At 35.4% G+C, this 18410-nt stretch carries 20 protein-coding genes; 16 read left to right on the plus strand and 4 right to left on the minus strand.

Translation table 11 applies throughout. The features are described 5' to 3' along the window. Nucleotides 1-565 precede the first annotated feature (565 nt). A complete protein-coding gene (locus ACQCPR_RS05895) occupies nucleotides 566-1468 on the minus strand; it encodes a glycerophosphodiester phosphodiesterase (RefSeq protein WP_427138488.1) in 903 nt (300 codons plus the stop codon). A gap of 193 nt (nucleotides 1469-1661) precedes the next feature. Between ACQCPR_RS05895 and ACQCPR_RS05900 the strand changes: the two genes are divergently transcribed. After that, nucleotides 1662-1934, plus strand: a complete 273-nt coding sequence (locus ACQCPR_RS05900; protein ID WP_427138489.1) for a YlbG family protein — start codon at nucleotides 1662-1664, stop codon at nucleotides 1932-1934. A gap of 6 nt (nucleotides 1935-1940) precedes the next feature. Here the strand turns inward: ACQCPR_RS05900 and ACQCPR_RS05905 are convergent, their stop codons facing one another. Next, nucleotides 1941-2327, minus strand: a complete 387-nt coding sequence (locus ACQCPR_RS05905) for a DUF7147 family protein (RefSeq protein WP_090562901.1) — start codon at nucleotides 2325-2327, stop codon at nucleotides 1941-1943. A 53-nt stretch (nucleotides 2328-2380) separates the two neighbouring features. On the opposite strand from ACQCPR_RS05905, the gene ACQCPR_RS05910 reads away from it, so the two are divergent. The 3 genes from ACQCPR_RS05910 to coaD are packed head-to-tail and all read left to right on the plus strand — an operon-like array spanning nucleotide 2381 to nucleotide 4868. After that, the gene (locus ACQCPR_RS05910; protein ID WP_427138490.1) at nucleotides 2381-3799 is read left to right on the plus strand and encodes a hypothetical protein; all 1419 of its coding nucleotides are present in this window, start codon (nucleotides 2381-2383) and stop codon (nucleotides 3797-3799) included. A gap of 15 nt (nucleotides 3800-3814) precedes the next feature. Further along, nucleotides 3815-4381 carry a 16S rRNA (guanine(966)-N(2))-methyltransferase RsmD gene (rsmD, locus tag ACQCPR_RS05915; protein WP_427138491.1) on the plus strand — a complete coding sequence of 189 codons (567 nt, stop codon included), beginning with the start codon at nucleotides 3815-3817 and terminating at the stop codon, nucleotides 4379-4381. Nucleotide 4382: 1 nt separating this feature from the next. Beyond that, complete coding sequence (gene coaD, locus ACQCPR_RS05920; RefSeq protein ID WP_427138492.1) at nucleotides 4383-4868, plus strand: pantetheine-phosphate adenylyltransferase; 486 nt, start codon at nucleotides 4383-4385, stop codon at nucleotides 4866-4868. Between the two features lie 315 nt (nucleotides 4869-5183). Here coaD and ACQCPR_RS05925 read toward each other — a convergent pair whose 3' ends face one another. Then, a complete protein-coding gene (locus ACQCPR_RS05925; RefSeq protein WP_090562889.1) occupies nucleotides 5184-6062 on the minus strand; it encodes a hypothetical protein in 879 nt (292 codons plus the stop codon). 96 nt (nucleotides 6063-6158) lie between these two features. Here ACQCPR_RS05925 and ACQCPR_RS05930 point away from each other — a divergent pair, with 96 nt between their 5' ends. Next, entirely contained in the window at nucleotides 6159-7205 is a 1047-nt protein-coding gene (locus ACQCPR_RS05930; protein WP_427138493.1) for a SepM family pheromone-processing serine protease, read from the plus strand. Nucleotide 7206: 1 nt separating this feature from the next. Here the strand turns inward: ACQCPR_RS05930 and ACQCPR_RS05935 are convergent, their stop codons facing one another. Further along, nucleotides 7207-8424 carry a nucleotidyltransferase gene (locus ACQCPR_RS05935; RefSeq protein WP_427138494.1) on the minus strand — a complete coding sequence of 406 codons (1218 nt, stop codon included), beginning with the start codon at nucleotides 8422-8424 and terminating at the stop codon, nucleotides 7207-7209. A 124-nt stretch (nucleotides 8425-8548) separates the two neighbouring features. Here ACQCPR_RS05935 and ACQCPR_RS05940 point away from each other — a divergent pair, with 124 nt between their 5' ends. The 11 genes from ACQCPR_RS05940 (at nucleotide 8549) to mraZ (ending at nucleotide 18282) form a co-directional block, all read left to right on the plus strand. Further along, nucleotides 8549-9088: a YceD family protein gene (locus ACQCPR_RS05940; protein ID WP_090562880.1), complete on the plus strand. Its 540-nt coding sequence runs from the start codon at nucleotides 8549-8551 to the stop codon at nucleotides 9086-9088. 24 nt (nucleotides 9089-9112) lie between these two features. Then, the gene (rpmF, locus tag ACQCPR_RS05945) at nucleotides 9113-9286 is read left to right on the plus strand and encodes a 50S ribosomal protein L32 (RefSeq protein WP_090562877.1); all 174 of its coding nucleotides are present in this window, start codon (nucleotides 9113-9115) and stop codon (nucleotides 9284-9286) included. 93 nt (nucleotides 9287-9379) lie between these two features. Next, nucleotides 9380-10141, plus strand: a complete 762-nt coding sequence (locus ACQCPR_RS05950) for an enoyl-CoA hydratase/isomerase family protein (RefSeq protein ID WP_427138495.1) — start codon at nucleotides 9380-9382, stop codon at nucleotides 10139-10141. Nucleotides 10142-10201: 60 nt separating this feature from the next. Further along, nucleotides 10202-10603: a hypothetical protein gene (locus tag ACQCPR_RS05955; protein WP_090562870.1), complete on the plus strand. Its 402-nt coding sequence runs from the start codon at nucleotides 10202-10204 to the stop codon at nucleotides 10601-10603. Between the two features lie 127 nt (nucleotides 10604-10730). Then, complete coding sequence (locus ACQCPR_RS05960; protein ID WP_427138496.1) at nucleotides 10731-12092, plus strand: acetyl-CoA carboxylase biotin carboxylase subunit; 1362 nt, start codon at nucleotides 10731-10733, stop codon at nucleotides 12090-12092. Continuing rightward, nucleotides 12089-12301, plus strand: a complete 213-nt coding sequence (locus tag ACQCPR_RS05965) for an acetyl-CoA carboxylase biotin carboxyl carrier protein subunit (RefSeq protein WP_090562863.1) — start codon at nucleotides 12089-12091, stop codon at nucleotides 12299-12301. The genes ACQCPR_RS05960 and ACQCPR_RS05965 overlap by 4 nt, the downstream gene beginning before the upstream one ends. Nucleotides 12302-12316: 15 nt before the next feature. Then, nucleotides 12317-13858 (plus strand): acyl-CoA carboxylase subunit beta, encoded by a 1542-nt coding sequence (locus ACQCPR_RS05970; RefSeq protein ID WP_090562861.1) that lies wholly within the window; start codon nucleotides 12317-12319, stop codon nucleotides 13856-13858. 427 nt (nucleotides 13859-14285) lie between these two features. Next, a complete protein-coding gene (locus tag ACQCPR_RS05975) occupies nucleotides 14286-15176 on the plus strand; it encodes a 2-dehydropantoate 2-reductase (protein WP_427138497.1) in 891 nt (296 codons plus the stop codon). Between the two features lies 1 nt (nucleotide 15177). Continuing rightward, the gene (locus ACQCPR_RS05980) at nucleotides 15178-15546 is read left to right on the plus strand and encodes a DUF3397 family protein (protein ID WP_427138912.1); all 369 of its coding nucleotides are present in this window, start codon (nucleotides 15178-15180) and stop codon (nucleotides 15544-15546) included. 108 nt (nucleotides 15547-15654) lie between these two features. Then, the gene (bshC, locus tag ACQCPR_RS05985) at nucleotides 15655-17271 is read left to right on the plus strand and encodes a bacillithiol biosynthesis cysteine-adding enzyme BshC (RefSeq protein WP_427138498.1); all 1617 of its coding nucleotides are present in this window, start codon (nucleotides 15655-15657) and stop codon (nucleotides 17269-17271) included. A gap of 579 nt (nucleotides 17272-17850) precedes the next feature. After that, a complete protein-coding gene (gene mraZ, locus ACQCPR_RS05990; RefSeq protein ID WP_090562848.1) occupies nucleotides 17851-18282 on the plus strand; it encodes a division/cell wall cluster transcriptional repressor MraZ in 432 nt (143 codons plus the stop codon). The last annotated feature ends 128 nt before the right edge of the window (nucleotides 18283-18410 follow it).

Genomic DNA, 18410 nt, shown 5'->3' on the forward strand with positions numbered 1-18410 from the left:
AAGAAATTATATAAAAATGCAGCGTGAACGCTGGATATACAGAACTTTTAAAATGAATAATACTACTGATTTCCGTTTCAGGTGGACGCTTTCCGCGGGTCTCGACTTTCTCGCTTATCCCGCTGGAGTCGCCACCTTGCACTCCAATCAATATAAAGTGTAGTTCTCAACTCTGAGATAAAGCAAAGCATATTGCTGAGATACTAAGAGTAATCAAAATTATTATAGGGATAAAACCTTCTGCTTGAATAGATATACTATTTTATCATGAAAGAAGCAAGTGGATTTTCTTTTATCTGAGTCCATTTCATTAATACTTATATTAAGATAAAACACGTATATTAAGATGGTATTATATCCAATTATCTGATTATATAAAGTGGACCTAGTTGATTGGAGCGCAGAGCGGAGACTCCAGTGGGAAAGCACGAGCAGAAGACCCTGGACTGAGCGGAGCGAGGGAAGCGGCTGAAGCCGTGCCCGCGGAAAGCGTCCGCTCGGAGCGGAAATCAACGTTGCCTGTATTCTACTTATAATGCTGCTCTCGCTTCTTCTCATTTAGTTACTAATCTAGCTTCAGCACTTCCATCGCTAAATCTGGTCTGTCGGTAATTATTCCCTTTGCACCATTGCTGATTAGTCTTTTCATCATTTCTGGATCATCAATTGTCCAATAGTGAACTGGGATATTTAATGAATTTAAAAATTTGATAAAACCTGGATTATCCAGTGGGAATAAATTTGATCTTACTGGAATTTGAAAGACATCGGCCTTTGGATGATATAAATGTTTAAATTGACTTGTATATGCTGTATACGCTTTTTTTACTTCCTTTTCGCTTGCACCTAGTGCAACCGAATTTTGTGCATATAAGTTAAAACGATCTAGTTGGTCATCATAAAAACTAGCGACCACGACACGATCTAATGCTTGATGCTCCTCTAAAAGTCTCCAAAGTTTGGAAGGCATTAAACTTCCTTCATAAGTTTGAGGAGCATCCTTCATATCCATGTTGATCAGCATCTGTGGATATGAATTTAGTAATTCCCCTAAGGTTATTATCTGTTCGCCACAGTTTTTAAAGGAAGGGGCTCCTTCAACATCCAAAAAATGATGTCCAAGATCTGCTTCTTTTAATTCCGCTAATGTATAGTCAGATACTTTTCCAGCAAAGTTAGTTACTCTGTTTAGTTCTTCATCATGAAATACAATTATCTCTTCATCTTTTGTTAGTCTTATATCTATTTCAAAACCATGGACCCCAAGTTTTGCAGCTTGTTCGAATGCAGAAGGAGAACATTCTGGGGCAAGTGCTGATCCTCCGCGATGTGCCAATATAATAGGTTGTTCATATTCCAATGCTTTTTTAGGTGGTCGACTTTGCGGTTTGGAAAGTGCTTTAGTACTAGCCCAAGCTGCACCTGCTGCGGCTGCAAGTGCGAAAGCAACATTTGACTTTTTACCCATAAATCAATTCCTCCTTAGAGTGAAGTGTATTTAATAAAAATATTACTTGTTTCTATGAATTATCCAGTATGAATTTCATTTACCAAGGGCATTTTCTTATTATATCCAAAGTACATAAAACTGTCAGCTAGTTGTTGTTGCTATCAAATTCCTCCATATGTTATTCTTGAGAGGAAGAAATGAGGGGAAAAGTATGACAGAAAGACAAGGACTAATTGTCTATGTGCATCATTTAAAACAAGCTAAATCCTTGCGGAAGTTTGGTCACGTTCATTATATTTCAAAAAGACAAAAATATGTCGTATTATATTGCGATCATGATCAAATTGATGCTGCTAAGCAAAAGATGAACAAATTGCCTTATGTTAAGGAAATTTTAGAGTCATATAGACCATTTTTGAAAACTGAATTTGAAAATAGTAAACCAGATAAAGCGAAAGAATACGATTATAAAATCGGACTATAACTAAGCCTACTGTAGCGGTGGAATTAAATGATTTAAACGTAAAATACCAATTATATACTGATAATATAAATTTACATCCACATAGATAGAAGAGTGTTTTATGTCGACTTTAATGGGTTCGATTGATAACTCAGCCAAAGCTTCCTTAAATGTAGTGAGTCGTTTTGATTCTTGTTGCGTTTCAACTATACCCTCTCGACATATATATATGGGAAAAAAGTTTGCAGTATTTACTGGTTTTAGAGCGATTGCGATAGAAAAATATCTTATATTGTCTTTAGTTGAAGAAAAAATAAATGCTTGGTGTATACGATCTTTGTTTACTCTTGCAAGTTCACAGAGTTCGTAAATATCTCCATAACCTTCGCCTAGTTCTATAAAACGTTGAATCAATTGATAACACTTCCTTTCTTATATATATTACCACTTTGTTGGAGGACAATTCTATGAAATTTGTTTTAAGTTTTTTATGTCTATTCCTTATTGTTTCTAATAGTGTTCTACTTTTGTTTCAATACGATGCATACTCATCCGAGTTAGAAGAGAATGGACAAGTATTTTTTTATGAGCAGGATGTGGAGATGAAAGTAAAGAATGACAAGATTGTTATTAAACAACATTTTAACAATATACCAAAGGAAGAAGTTGCTTTATCATGGCCGATTATTAGTGAGAATAGAAGCTGTGATCTAGATACAAGTGATAGTTGTAACCGTTTGTCCGAAGAGATGACTACATTTAAAGTAGGGGAAAACTCTAAGCAGAGTATTTCTTATGAAATTCCCTTAGTGGAAGGGTTAAAGGATGGACAAATGATCCAAAACTTCCTAGTTAAACTAGAAACAGGAGATGTCTCGCTCACTTCACTTGATATTACCGATGAGTTGAAAAGAGGTGGTATGTGGGTATCTGGATTGCCTTTAATCGGTACAACTTCATTGGAACTGATCGATTATACACTTTCTTTTGGTGCGGGTGATGTGCAAGAATTATATTGGCAGCAGGAGGTATTACCTGTTCAATATGAAGATGATTACTTCACAGTTTATGCTTCCAATACTTTACCGGATGAAGTCACTAACATAATAGGGGAGTTAGATTCAACTAATGATGAGCATTTAGCAATATTATTTGAGGAAAATAAAAATAAAATTGATGCCACTCGAATTGCATTTATACAACAAGGGGATATAGCTTCTATACAACAAGAGCTTATCATCAAGAATATACAAGCTCAATATGGTTTAGCTCAAGATAATCAGCTGATTGCAGAGGTTTTAAGTAACTTTTTGTTTGAAATACCTGTCGGTTCAGCGAAGTCCATTTGGATGTATGAAACGATAAATAACTATTTAACATCCGATCAACGAGCAGAATTTCAAACAGCCTTGTTAAATAATAAAAATACAACAGCAGCAGAATTTGATAAAATATTGACAGATATTATCGATTTAAAGACTTCCTTTTTTGTAATGAATGAACAATCAGGGGCAGAAAATTTCCCATTATTATTTGAAGATCCTAGACCTGTATATATAAATGAGCAACAGCAAGAAGAGATGAAAGTTCTATTCAAGGATGGTAAGGTTTTATATGCTGCAGAACAATTGTTAACTTCTTTGGGGTATACTCTTAACGACACGGACAAAGGCTTATATGTTCAAAATGCAACTAGAGCATTTCGTTTTCCGATTAAAGAACCATTCTATGTATTAAATAATAAAAGATATGATGCGTTATCGGAACCGTTTGAGGTTATAGCATCACAATTATATATTGAAGAAGCGTGGATGATACGTTTGTTTTTATTGAATATTGAAAAGCAAGACAAACGTATTAATATTACACAATCCGCACTATTTTAGGATTGGAGTTTTGAGATGAGAGTTATATCAGGTGCGAATAAAGGGCTGCCATTAAAAGCGGTCCCTGGGATGAATACAAGACCTACAACAGATAAAGTAAAAGAGTCCTTATTTAATATGATTGGTCCATACTTTGACGGTGGTATAGCCGTTGACCTATTTGCAGGTAGTGGTAATTTGGGGATTGAATCCTTGAGCAGAGGTATCGATACATGTATCTTTATCGAAAAAGACCCAAAAGCTATACAAACCATAAAAGATAATTTGATGAAGTGTCGTTTAGAGGATTCAGGTGAAATTTTCAAAGCAGATGCCATAAGAGCAGTGAAAGCTTTAGAGAAAAGAGAACTTAAAATTGACCTATTATTTGTAGATCCTCCGTATAACAAAGTAATGTATTATGAATTAGTTCAAACGCTAGTAGACAAAGGATGTATGAGTGATACTGCAATTATTGTTTGTGAACATGAGAAAAATGTCATTCTTGAAAAATCCTACGGTGACTTTGAATTAGTGAAAAAAGAGATTTACGGTGGAACGGTTATCTCTATTTATCGTTACCTTAAAGAGGAGGGGAATTAAATTGGGGAAAATAGCTGTTGTACCAGGAACATTTGATCCGATTACTAATGGTCATTTAGATATAATTAATCGTGGAGCCTCAGTGTTTGGTGAAGTTTTTGTAGTTGTTTTGAACAACTCTTCTAAAAATCCGCTTTTCTCTGTAAAAGAGAGAATGCAATTAATCAAAGATGCTACTTCACATTTACCAAATGTCAAAGTTCAAACATTTTCTGGATTATTGATAGATTACGCTGAAAGTGTGAATGCGAGCGCTATTATTCGGGGTTTACGTGCTGTCTCTGATTTTGAGTATGAAATGCAAATTACTTCTATGAATCGTGTATTAAATGATAAAATTGAAACATTTTTTATTATGACTAAAAATCAGTATTCTTTCCTTAGCTCAAGTATAGTGAAAGAAGTGGCAAGGTACGGCGGTAAAATAGATGAACTTGTACCATCTCATGTCGAAGAAGCTTTAAAAGTAAAATATAATACATATTAAAAACTAGAGAACCTTGCTATTATGCAAGGTTCTTTTTGAAGATAAGTATAAAAAAAAGTAGCATAATCACGGGGATCTTGATATTTAAACAAATGAATAAAACCGCTATGATTTCCGCTTCAGGCGGACGCTAAACGCCTTAAGATTACCGAAAGAAAGAGAGTCTAGTAGTGACATAAATCACCATCAGAATTTCAAAAAATCATCGATAATAACATAGCGAAAAATCTTGTTCAAAGCACTTCGGAAACGTTAGAAACTAAAGTCAGGACATCAAATTTACCCGGGTTTATTATTTTTTTAACAAAGGAAGAATCACAAAAAGAAAAACAATATCGGAATGATAAGAATATGTAGAAAGCGGAACAGAACATATTTGCGAATCGGGATATTTGCTTTTTGTGCAAGCACAATTATTTGCATATGAATACTAATTCCGCTAAATGCAATAATAATAGCGACTACAAATGGTAAAAACGTGGAACCTGATAACATTTCCCCTGCTAAGCTAATCCCGCCGGTCATTTCAAAAAGAGAAGCAATAAAAACAAGTAGAATAGGTGAAATATTAGGTAGAATTTCTTTTACGGATTCAAACACTATAAAACTTACTGTAGTAAAAAATATAACAGTAGTACCGATGAGCAATAATATTTGATAGGTCTCTTTAATACTCTCCTGGAATGGCGACTCAGAAGACTTTTGAATATGCGTATTTTCATGGATAGGAGGAGATAAAAAGATAAATACTAGTAAAAAGATTAAGTTCACCGCATGAATTATAAGTAAGAGTTTAATTCCCGCAATTTCAGCATGGAAGATTTCAATCCCTACAAAGCCTATTACAAACATTGGACTAGGAGCATGGGATATTGCGATTAACCAACTAGCATTACTCTTATTAAGCGTACCCAGTTCCTTCAATGAAGTAATAACTGCAGCACCACTTGGAAAACCACCTATAGCACTTAATAAATAGATATTAAAATACAATTTAAATTTATTTGTCGTGTTTAAAAACGAGTTTTGAGAACGTATAAATAGCTGTGTTATTACTAAATAAGGCAGTAAGTAAGGTAGTAGAGCAGTTGTGAAAATCCTCATACCTTCAACTGCACCTTTGTGTGCAACACCAGGCTGCAAAAATAAAAGGATTATAAGTGCCCAGCTTCCAATTGTAATCAGTCGATGCATGTAAAATTCATCCTTTGTTCACATATATTTTGTCAGAAAAAAATGGAAGTGATAAACTAATATTCAAATGTGTTTTAGAAAGAGAGGGATATTTTGATGAAGAAGAGAAATCCTATAATCCTTCTTTTCATAGTAGTGATAGTTTTAGCATTAGGTTTCTATCCATTAGAATCTTATATTTCTAGACCGGGTGGTGCATACGAATTAGATCCGTTTGTAGAAGTCGATGGTGGTGATCAAGATGACGAAGGTACATTGAGTCTCCTAACGATTGCTTTAGCAAAAGCTACACCGCTCACATACGCCTATGCTAAAATTACAGATAGTCAAAAAATTTACAAAGCAAATGAAATTCGTCAAGAAGATGAAGACGAAAAAGAATATAATGTTCGTCAATTAAAGCTTATGTCAAATTCTCAATTTAATGCTATTTCAGTTGCATTTGACCGTGCGAATAAGCCTTATACGGTATCAAATAACGGAATATTTATTTTTAATGTAGTGGATGAAGGTGCAGCTGATGGAGTATTAGAGGCTGGTGATAAAATTTTGCAAATGGATGATATCGATGATTTAACAGAAGAGTCTATAAGAGCCTATCTAGCTGAGAAAGGAGAAGGGGATGTTATTCGTTTAAAGGTTGAGCGTGATGGGGAACAGGTGGATAAAGAAGTTTCTCTCAAATCAATTCCCGGAGTGCTTGAAAAGCCAGGTATCGGAATTAGTTACACTGCGGACAAAAAAGTTGAAACGACTCCTGGTGTACATATCAACTCTGAAGATATTGGTGGACCATCAGCTGGGCTCATGTTTACTTTAGAGATACTGAATCAGTTATTACCAGAAGATATTACAAAGGGATATAAGATAGCAGGAACAGGTGAAATGGGACCAGATGGAACTGTTGGTAGAATCGGAGGGATAGACTTAAAAGTAATAGCTGCGGACAATAAAGACATGGAAATAATGTTTGCTCCTGATGATGATATTGATCCTATTGTTTTGGAAAATAATCCTGGTCTAACATCTAATTATGAGGAAGCACTAAAATCTGCAAGAAAAATAGGTACGAATATGAAAATCGTACCTGTGAAAACTATTGATGATGCTCTTGCTTACTTAGAACACTTAGAGCCCAAATAATCTATTCTTGAATAATAGGGGCAGTTCGAAAATCACTACCAACCATGCTTTGACCAAACGAAGACTGTAATCCTAAGTAATAAAGGTCGGCAGCTTTAATATCTAATTGTAACTGTTTATCATTTTTACTTGCGGCTACTCTACTAATTAGAGGGAGCTGCAAGTCTTTTTTTATGCTTTGTAAATACGTTTGCCCCTTCTTGTTCATTGATAGAGGTCTAATATAAGTGGGTAAATCAATGTCACGTAATTGGTCCCAAGTAAAATCAGTATAAATATGTGTTAACATTCGTTGAATCCTTGTCCATGTAAAGCGCTTTGATTTTATTTGTTGCATAAAAGATTCAAAGTTAGTGTGTGTCTTAGCAGCTTTCCAAATGGCGTTTTCCATACCCTCGGTAATCTCTGCAATTTGTGCCAACTTTTCCTTCGATGAGCGAAGTATAAGTATTCGTAGTATCGGATAAAATTTTTCCCAGCTACCAAAAGAAAAGTAGGTACTTTCCCAATCCTTCAGTCCTTCTAAGCTAGGACTAGGCATAAAAGCATTTACCTCAGAGATTTTCTGCCCTTCGAATAGTAATTTGCGAATACCAGTTGCACTGGCTATAGTTTCGTTATTATTAGCATCATCATGAAAATTTGCGACAACACGTTGAATAGTCTCAGGTTTAATATTACTGTTTAAAAGGTTTGCAGCCTGGACGTAATGGTATCCTAAAATATTATTTGGTTTAGATAGATCTACTAAACGGTCCGTAGAGGCTTTAGAAATGTCATTGTACGCTTCATTTAATGCTTTAGGATAACTGATACCTTTTTTTATATAATTTGCAATGGCTGTATTATATTCGTCTTTTTTGGTTGATAATAGACTGTAGGTTTGTTGAAATGCTTCTAATGAACCTTCTTCACTACCGAAACAAAAGGAACTACACTTTAAAGCATCTAATAAGAAAATAGCACCTTTCGCAAAATCACTCGCCTGCGCTGTAGCAAATGCATAAGGAAGTTCAATTACTAAGTCAACGCCTGAAGCAATGGCCATTTTTGAACGAGTCCATTTGTCAACTAGGGCTGGTTCCCCACGTTGAAGAAAGTTACCAGACATGACGGCAATGACGATGTCGTTATTCGTTTTTATACGAGTTTGCTGTAGGTGATGCAAATGACCGTTATGAAATGGATTATATTCTACAATAATTCCAGTTGCTTTCATCTTTAAATCAAATCCTTTCCTTAATGCCAGTATAATGTTAAACTAATGTAGTGACAAGAAATTATCTTGACATCTAAAATCAGTCATTATATAATCAACTTTGTTGTCTTGAGGTGATAATCGTATGAAATGGGCAATTCATCAGCTATCTAAATATCGTGAGAACGGACTAACTTTAGATGAATTCGTGGAACTCGAAAACGTGAAGAAGCGGAACCAGGACGTTCGAAGGATTTCACCCGTTCACGTAAAAGGGCACTGTACATTTGGTGCAGCGCAAATGACTTGTCACTTTCAGCTTTCAGGGACTCTTATTTTACCATGTGCACGCACTTGGGAAGATGTAGAATATCCATTTGAGATTGAATCTGATGAAATCTTCAACTGGTCTGAGACAGCACTCGCTTCCGCAAGAGCATATGATAACTTTCATGTTGTAGAAGGCGATGTTATTGATGTAGATCCAGTTCTAGAAGAATTAATTCTTTTAGAAATTCCAATGCAAGTGTATAAAGAAGGTGCAGACCAATTTAGACATGAGGGTGGAAATGGTTGGAGTTATGCAACAGACGAAGAACTCAAAGAAGTGCAGGAAGATGAACAACCAAAAGTAGATCCAAGACTTGCTGATTTAGCTAAGTATTTTGATCAAACAGACGAATAATAGATCTGTAAGGAGGTGCCACCTATGGCAGTACCAGCTAGAAGAACTTCTAAAACTGTAAAAAGAAAGCGTCGTACACATTTTAAATTATCCGTACCTGGTATGGTTGCTTGTTCAAATTGTGGTGAAATGAAATTGGCTCACCGTATTTGTAAATCTTGCGGTCAATACAAAGGGAAAGAAGTATTGAGCAAATAATTCAGTATTTGTTCCTTAAAAGACTACCAAAGAGACCATGGCTCTTCGGTAGTCTTTTTCTCTATTCACATTTTTTTAAAGGGGTGCGAGTAAATGGCTTATACATTAGTAAAAAGAGAAGGAATAATTATTTTAGAAATAAACAGACCTGCTATACATAATGCGATAAACATGGAAGTCTTAGAGGGGTTTAAAGAGTTAGTACATACAGTAAAAAATGAAAGTTCTATTAAATTAGCAGTAATAACAGGAGCAGGGGATAAGTCTTTTTGTTCCGGTGGCGATTTAACTGTTCTACATAAGTTGAAAACAGAGCGAGAATCGTATGAAATGTTAAGTGACGCAGCGACTATTTTATATGATGTTGCTACGCTGCCAATTCCTACTTTAGCGTTAGTTAACGGCACCGCAGTAGGTGGAGGTTGTGAGATTGCAACTTTATGCGATTATCGTTTAGTAAAGAAAGGCGCAAAATGTGGATTCATTCAAGGTCAATTGGCGATTACTTCTGGTTGGGGCGGAGGAACCTATTTATGGGAAAAAGGGTTGCGACTAGATCATACACTCCAAATGCTAACAGAATCGATTCCTTATGAATCTGACCAACTTCAAGCGATTGGCTGGGCAACGGAAGTTTTCGAAGGAAATAAATACGATGCCCTAGAAACATTTATACAAAAAATGATTGTGCCACATGAATCTGTATTAAAAGCATACAAAATGCAATTAATTCGAAAATGGCAACAGACTAAATTATTCGAAAGAATTATAGAAGAGGTTAGAACTTGTTCCGTTCTATGGGAGCAAGAAGCGCATCATCAAGCAGTCGATTCATTTTTATCTAAAAAGAAATAATATGAGAGTCTATTTGTACCCACTTTGCATATATTAATAAAAAAGCAAAGGGTGATCTAGATGAATGTAAAATTGAGAAAAGATAGTTGGACTGAAGAAGAAGATAATCTTCTAAAAGAAATAATTTTGAACAAAATTAATCAAGGCCACACGCAAATTTCTGGTTTTCAGGAAGCTAGTGTATTACTAGGAAGATCAAAGCAGGCGTGTGCATTCCGATGGAACAAGAATCTACGCCCTCAAATTATTAAAAAAGAACATAAAACAACAACCTCGTATTCTACTAGAGAAATAGCAGATTCCTCATCGCTTCAAAACCATTTGCAATTGGCAATGGAAAGTTATGATGAAATGAAGCATTCTTACGATGAAATTTCAAGTGCATATAATTTGTTGAAAAATGATTATGAACAGTTATTAAACTGGGTTAAACAAGGTATTACTCATATCGAACGCAAGTAAAAGAAGCCTTTTTATAAGGCTTCTTTTATTGTATAAGATACAATACTGAAGAATATAGTTGAAATCGCTTTCACCATTCGTATAGACTAATATAGATGGGGAAATGTCAAACGAAGGGGGAAATAAGATGAAGAAAGTGTTAATTGCAAATAGGGGAGAAATAGCTAGACGAATTATTAAAACATGTAAAAGATTAAATATTGAAACTGTGGCAATCTATTCGGAAGCTGACAAAGATTTACCTTACGCAAAAGAGGCTGATTTTGCTTTTTTAATAGGTCCAAATCAAGTTCAACAATCATACTTAAAAGTAGATGATATTATTGCCCTTGCAAAGAGGGAAAAAGTTGATGCGATTCATCCGGGATACGGGTTTTTATCGGAGAATGCTGAGTTTGCCCGTAAAGCAGAGGCAGAAGGTATTATTTTTATTGGTCCAAAACCAGAAACAATGGAAAAAATGGGAGATAAAATTGGTTCAAGAATTACGATGATTAATGCGAACGTTCCAGTTGTTCCCGGAACGGAAGAAGGACTTGCTTCTGTAGAAGAGGCAATAGAAGCGGCTTCTTCGATTGGGTATCCGATTATGCTTAAAGCGAGTGCTGGCGGTGGCGGTATAGGGATGATCCGATGTGATGATGAAGCCACGCTTGTTAAAAATTTTGAATCTATTAAAACACGAGCAAAATCATATTTTGGTAGCGATGTAGTTTTTCTTGAAAAATTTATTGATTCATCTAGACATATTGAAGTACAAATTTTTGGGGACACTCATGGAAATATTGTTCATTTATTTGAACGAAATTGTTCTGTTCAACGTAGAAACCAAAAAGTTATGGAAGAGGCACCTTCTCCCAATTTCCCTCAGGAAGCTAGGGAGAAATTATGGGAGGCAGCTGTTAATGCAGCGAAAGCTGTAAACTATATTAATGCTGGGACTGTTGAATTTATAGTAGATCATAATCATCAGTTCTATTTCTTAGAGATGAATACTAGATTACAGGTAGAGCATCCGATTACGGAAGCTATCACGGGGTTCGATTTAGTAGAATGGCAGCTAAAGGTTGCTGCTGGAGAAGAACTACCTGTGAAAGATCAATCTTCGATAAAATCTAATGGACATGCAATAGAATTTAGAATATATGCGGAGGACCCAAAAACATTTTTCCCATCACCTGGAACTATCACTGCGCAAAGCTTTGAAACAGATGAGAAAATTCGAATAGATGCAGGTTACGCAGAAGGTGATAAAGTCACGCCGTTCTACGATCCGATGATTTCTAAAATAATTGTTCATGCAGAAAATAGAAAATTAGCGATAGAGTCTGCACAAAAAGTATTTTCTTCTGCTAAAATAGAAGGTGTGAAAACAAATATTCCACTATTCCATCAGTTTTTGGAAGATGAGAGTTTTATAAGTGGTGAGTATTCAACATCTGTTTTAGGGGAATGGATGAACAAACAAAGGGAGGAAGTTTCAAAATGAAAAATTTAGAATCGACAATGGCAGGAACAGTATTTACAGTAAATGTAGCAGTTGGGGAAGAAGTATCAGCTGGGCAGGTAGTAATGGTATTGGAATCCATGAAAATGGAGATTCCAATAGAAGCGGAAACAGCGGGTAAAATTGCAACAATCAATGCCGGAGAAGGCGACTTCGTAAATGAAGGCGATGTTTTAGTAACGTTTGAATAAAGGGGGCTTTAAACCGTGGGAGAATCAAAGGGGTATAATGATAGATTAGAAGAAAAACTAGCATCAGTCTATTCTGGTGGACATGAAAAGTATCATGAAAAAATGAAAGAGCAAAATAAATTATTTGTACGTGATCGTTTAGCATTACTTTTCGATAATGGGGAATATATCGAAGATGGCCGCTTTGCGAATGTAGAGGCAGGGGATTTGCCAGCAGATGGGGTTGTAACTGCAACTGGTAAAGTGAATGGACAAACTGTTTGCGTTATGGCAAATGATTCCACTGTAAAAGCTGGATCATGGGGATCACGTACAGTTGAAAAAATTATTCGCATCCAAGAAATAGCAGAAAAAAATAGAGTGCCAATGCTGTACCTAGTAGACTCAGCTGGTGCTCGTATTACGGATCAGCTGGATATGTTTCCAAATCGCCGAGGAGCAGGGAGGATATTTCATAACCAAGTAAGACTTTCTGGCTTTATACCACAAATTTGTTTATTGTTTGGTCCTTCTGCTGCTGGAGGAGCATATATACCCGCTTTTTGTGATATTGTCTTTATGGTTGAAGGTAATGCTTCCATGTATTTAGGTTCACCTCGAATGGCCGAAAAGGTTATTGGTGAAAAGGTAACACTTGAAGAAATGGGCGGAGCTCGTATGCACTGTACAGTCAGTGGTGTAGGGGATGTACTTGTTTCTACAGAGGAAGAGGCAATTTTAGAGGCTAAACGCTACTTAAGCTTCTTCCCGTCGAACTATACAGAAAAACCTAAACAAGTGGAAGCAAAGGCTATTAAAGAAGGAAGAACACTAGAAGAAATCATTCCAGAAAATCAAAATGCACCATTTGATATGTACGAAGCAATAGATGCGATTATTGATGATGGAACTTTCTTTGATGTGAAAAAGCTGTTCGCTCCTGAGCTAATTACTGGATTAGCACGAATAGACGGTAGAGCAGTAGGGATTATTGCCAATCAACCAAAAGCTAAAGGTGGAGTACTCTTTGTTGATTCTGCCGATAAAGCAACGAAATTTATCTCACTTTGTGATGCATTTTCCATTCCACTATTATTCCTAGCTGACGTTCCTGGATTTATGATTGGAACGAAAGTAGAACGTGCAGGTATTATTAGACATGGGGCGAAGCTGATTGCAGCAATGAGTTCTGCAACAGTTCCGAAAATATCTGTTATTGTGCGTAAAGCATATGGAGCGGGTTTATATGCAATGGCTGGTCCGGCATTTGAGCCAGATGTGTGTATTGCTTTACCTACAGCGCAAATTGCTGTAATGGGTCCAGAAGCGGCAGTAAATGCTGTATATTCAAACAAAATTGAAGCAATCGAAGATCCAAAGGAACGTTTAAAATTTGTTCAAGAAAAGCATGCGGAATATAAAGAGGAAATTGATATTTATAAACTTGCCTCTGAAATGATTATCGATGAGATTGTAGCACCAAGTGCTTTACGTTCGGAACTCGCAAATCGTTTGCGCTTCTATGAAGGCAAACAAATAGTAAATGCACCTCGAAAACATCCGGTGCTTCCTGTATAATATTATTAATGCTAAGGTCTACCTCAGAGGTAGACCTTTTTTGAAAGATTTGAAAGTATATAAAAAGTGTAATTGAAAAAATTTGAATAAATAAAGGACTTTGGAAAAATTACCCATTTAGCAATTAAAAGGCAATAGACCGCAAGTAAATTTAGACTTAGAGAAAGTAAATCACACATGACCACAAGTAAGTTAGAGGTGGAAGCAAGTAAACAATAGGTGAGAGCAAGAAAGAAAAATTAAAATCGGATTATTCATAAAAGATGATATGCTTATTGGGCACAAAGTAAGTGTATTTGGTACTCATAATGTAATTACATAGGAAAACGTATGTCTAAAGCCCTTCGAAAACGACAGAAACTGATTTTGAACTTAAAGGGCTGGGAATGTCTTTTCCCGGTTTTTATTAGGACACAGGGGTGAATTTATGAATATTGGAATTGTTGGTGCAGGAGCGATAGGACTACTATTTGGTGCTTATTTTTCGGAGGCGGGACATCGTATTACTTTCTTAGTCCGAGAAACTAATGTAGACAAGCATTTATACATAGAAAAAAGTAATGAAAATCGGGAACGAATTGTTTGTGAGATCGTTTCGGATATAGCTGTTCTAAAACAAATGGATCTTATTATTATTGCAGTGAAGTATCATCATCTTAAACAATTAAAAAACCAGTTAAACTCTTTACCACTACATATCCCCCTATTATTTATACAAAATGGACTTTCACATCTAGATTTCCTAGAGCAATTACAACAAGATACAATTATGATCGGTTCTGTGTTACATGGTGCTACGAAAAAAAATAAACATACGGTTCAACACTTAGGGGTAGGTCCAACTTATATTGGGTTTTATAAGGGTGAATGGCATTTCATTAACAATATTGTGGAGAGGAATAATGACAAATTTCCGATGATTTTAACACCGAACATCGAACAAATGCTTGTTAAAAAAGCGATGCTAAATTGTTTAATCAATCCATTGACTACCATTGCTTGCGTGACAAACAGTGAGCTTATTAACAATGATTCATACAAAGTTATATTGAGAAGTATGTACAACGAAATGATGGAAGCATTTGAAGAATGGAAAGAAAGGCTTACATGGGATGAAGTTGTGGCGCTTTGTGAGAATACTGGATCCAATCGTTCTTCCATGCTTAAGGACTATGAGAATGGTCGAATGATGGAGTTAGATACAATAGTTGGAGCTATATTAGAGAGAGCCACTCTAAGAAAGAAAACATTGCCTATATTACAGGCGTTTTATTTATTATTAAGTGAAATGAATAAAGAAGGTGATTATAATCGTTAATGTGCTTTCAGTTTTCGTTATATATCCGGTAGTTGTTTTTTTGATTACTTTTCTTTTTAGTAAATACATTTTACGAAAAAGAAAAAAGTCAATTGGAATAGCATCTGATATATCGACTTTATGTTTATATTTTTCTGTTACTAATTTGTTTTCTTTTATCTTCTTAAAAGAGATTGGTTGGCATCTAGTTATTTTATCCATTATTTTTGCTACAATTATGACTTATCTAGAATGGCGCTCTATAAAAGAAATCGAAGTAATTGCTTTATTAAGGAAAATTTGGAGAATGTTATTTCTGGTATTATGCTGTATGTATGCGATTTTATGGTTATTCGGAGTTATCCGATATGTTTTAACTTATATAAGCTAATAATTTTCACACATAAATAGTAAGTGATATACTCTTAAAGTATTTAAGATGATAGCTTTGGTGAATTTTCACCAAAATGAATATGAAAATAACCGAGGTGGAAAAAACGTGCGATTACAGCAGTACACACAACCATTCGCTTCCTCATTTTACAAGAAATATTTGGAAGATATTACTGACTTATCTTCTTTCTTTCATTATGAATGGAATCAAAAGGCATTTAATAAAAGGATTCAAGAAGCTGATTTTAGTAAACATAAAAGAACTGAACTTGCTGAAGTGATAACTTCATTTATGAGTAAATATGGTATATCTGCGAAGAGTAAGCAGCATATAGATGAACTTAAAAACAATGGGATTGTAGTTATTGGAGGGCAGCAAGCCGGGATTCTATCTGGACCGTTGTATTCAATCCATAAAGCAATTTCTGTTATTGCATTGGCAAAACAACAAAGGGAAATACTAGGAGTGCCTGTTATACCTGTTTTTTGGATTGCAGGAGAGGATCATGATATTGATGAAATAAATCATGTCTACATAGAAAGAAGTCGAACACTTCAAAAGCTTGTTTATCCGGAAAAGTCTAGAATCAAAAAAATTGCCTCCGAATCTACTTTCGATCTACAACTAATGAATGGCTATTTGGATGAAATTTTCAAAAGTTTACCAGAGACCTTATACACGAAAAGCCTTAAATTAAAAGTCATAGAGCTTTTAGAAAATAACTTAACGTATACAAGTTTTTTTACAGCTTTGATGAATGAACTTTTTCAAGAAGAAGGGTTACTTTTATTAGATGCTGCATATGAACCATTAAGAAAACTGGAAAGTGATTTTTTCCAGTTACAAATATTACATTCTGCAGAAATAGCTAAGGTTGTATTTGAACATGAAGGAGAAATGGAGCGAGAAGGGTTTGGTACTCCAATACAAGCAAAAGAATCAGCGGCTCATTTATTTTATATTGAAGAGGGAGAACGTTTTTTGCTTGAAAGAGTCAACGATCGATTTATCCATGAGGCAAAGGGAATATCGTTTACGCTAGATGAAATGATGGTAATTGCTAGAGAACATCCTGAGAGGTTAAGTAATAATGTGGTGACTAGACCAATTATGCAGGAAATGGTCTTCCCGGTGTTAAGTTTCATTGCTGGACCTGGTGAAATTGCTTATTGGGGTACACTTAAAACAGCATTTGAGCTTTTTGATATGAAAATGCCGGTTCTTATGCCACGAATTAGTATTTCTATTGTCAATGCCAAAACGCAATCATTATTAGAGAAGTTATCCTTTACTATAGAAGATGTGTGGGATGGATCACTGCAAGATGCTAAGTTGAATTACATTAATAATAATCGTAATGAAGAAATCCCTCATTTGGTTGAAGAAATAAAAGAAGATCTTATAGAAAAGTATGAAAAGCTTGAGAAACTTTTAATGAACGATGGGTTAAAGCTGTCTCCTTTAGTGCAAAAGAATTTACTTAACCATGAAAAGCAGCTGAAATTCATCCATAATGCAATTGAAGATACATTCCTAAGTAAGTTAGATGCGACTATTAATCGCTATGATCGTATTAGTATGAATCTAGTGCCAAACGGCGGACTACAAGAACGCACATATACACCTATTCAATTGTTGAATGAGTATGGTCCATCTCTAATTCAAAAATTATTAGAGGTTCCTTATGAATTTAATGGTAAACATCATGTGATTTATTTATAATTCTATGCCCCCACTTTCCTAAGTGGGGGATTTTTTATGAGATAGGGAAGTAAATAAAAATTTCCTGTGAACACTGAGTTCCAGGAACTTTCAAGAATGTATAATCCTGCTGGCAAGGTCTTCGCCTGACGCTATTCCCGTCGGAGTTGTCACCTTGCACTACAATCAATCAAGTTTTAGAGGGTGATCAAATTAAGAGCTCATAAAACGGTAGAAACAGGATTAGATCTGAGCGCTTCTGATTTTTGTATGAGACGCACTTTTCCAACTAACATGCCAATTATCCAATTAAGCACCTTATTTTTGATTCGATGGTTTATTTTAATGGAATCTCCCCCACATTCTGAGGAATTTCATCTGCAATTTTTGAAAAGGTTGTAATCATTATATAAAAACCGGCCAATATTCTAACTTTTATAAGTCTTAAAGTTCTAGGAATACTTTGTTGAAATTGCTAGAAATCCTGTCTCAACAAGTACTATTTACACATTTTAAAGAATTATCGTCCTGTTTTAAAAAAAACGGTGGAGGAAAGTGGAGCGATGTGGTATGTTAATGACATAAAGTGGGGTGAGTAGCATGTTCATGGGCGAATATCAACATAACGTTGATGCGAAGGGACGGTTAATAATTCCTTCAAAATTCCGAGAGCATTTAGATGACAGTTTTGTCTTAACGCGTGGTCTCGATAATTGCTTATTTGGTTATCCTATGAATGAATGGCGAAAACTCGAAGAAAAATTAAAAGAACTCCCAGTTACTAAGAAAGATGCTCGTGCATTTACTCGTTTTTTCTTCTCAGGTGCAACCGAAGTAGAAATAGACAAACAAGGTCGTATTAATATTCCGATCAACCTCCGTAGCTATGCAAAAATGGACAAGGAATGTATCGTACTTGGAGTATCGAATCGTCTTGAAATATGGGCAAAAGATGCTTGGGAAAATTATTTTGTGGAATCTGAGGATTCTTTCAATGATATTGCAGAAAATATGATTGGCTTTGACATATAACTTTTAACTAGTAGGGGTTTTCTCCCCTGCTAAACGAGGATAAAGTATCTGGTGGAATTAACATCGAGTAAACTCGATATAAATCTAAACAGAACTACGCCAAGGTTAATTTAATAAAGAGGAGGGGA

Source organism: Psychrobacillus psychrodurans (genome assembly GCF_050209195.1).
Taxonomy (GTDB): domain Bacteria; phylum Bacillota; class Bacilli; order Bacillales_A; family Planococcaceae; genus Psychrobacillus; species Psychrobacillus psychrodurans.

Coding starts and splice junctions, on each gene's coding strand:
- rsmD (WP_427138491.1), top strand. CDS start 3,815: ATGAGAGTTATATCAGGTGCGAATAAAGGGCTGCCATTAAAAGCGGTC.
- ACQCPR_RS05940 (WP_090562880.1), top strand. CDS start 8,549: ATGAAATGGGCAATTCATCAGCTATCTAAATATCGTGAGAACGGACTA.
- ACQCPR_RS05935 (WP_427138494.1), bottom strand. CDS start 8,424: ATGAAAGCAACTGGAATTATTGTAGAATATAATCCATTTCATAACGGT.
- ACQCPR_RS05895 (WP_427138488.1), bottom strand. CDS start 1,468: ATGGGTAAAAAGTCAAATGTTGCTTTCGCACTTGCAGCCGCAGCAGGT.
- ACQCPR_RS05955 (WP_090562870.1), top strand. CDS start 10,202: ATGAATGTAAAATTGAGAAAAGATAGTTGGACTGAAGAAGAAGATAAT.
- ACQCPR_RS05930 (WP_427138493.1), top strand. CDS start 6,159: ATGAAGAAGAGAAATCCTATAATCCTTCTTTTCATAGTAGTGATAGTT.
- ACQCPR_RS05950 (WP_427138495.1), top strand. CDS start 9,380: ATGGCTTATACATTAGTAAAAAGAGAAGGAATAATTATTTTAGAAATA.
- ACQCPR_RS05925 (WP_090562889.1), bottom strand. CDS start 6,062: ATGCATCGACTGATTACAATTGGAAGCTGGGCACTTATAATCCTTTTA.
- ACQCPR_RS05965 (WP_090562863.1), top strand. CDS start 12,089: ATGAAAAATTTAGAATCGACAATGGCAGGAACAGTATTTACAGTAAAT.
- ACQCPR_RS05910 (WP_427138490.1), top strand. CDS start 2,381: ATGAAATTTGTTTTAAGTTTTTTATGTCTATTCCTTATTGTTTCTAAT.
- ACQCPR_RS05960 (WP_427138496.1), top strand. CDS start 10,731: ATGAAGAAAGTGTTAATTGCAAATAGGGGAGAAATAGCTAGACGAATT.
- rpmF (WP_090562877.1), top strand. CDS start 9,113: ATGGCAGTACCAGCTAGAAGAACTTCTAAAACTGTAAAAAGAAAGCGT.
- ACQCPR_RS05975 (WP_427138497.1), top strand. CDS start 14,286: ATGAATATTGGAATTGTTGGTGCAGGAGCGATAGGACTACTATTTGGT.
- mraZ (WP_090562848.1), top strand. CDS start 17,851: ATGTTCATGGGCGAATATCAACATAACGTTGATGCGAAGGGACGGTTA.
- ACQCPR_RS05900 (WP_427138489.1), top strand. CDS start 1,662: ATGACAGAAAGACAAGGACTAATTGTCTATGTGCATCATTTAAAACAA.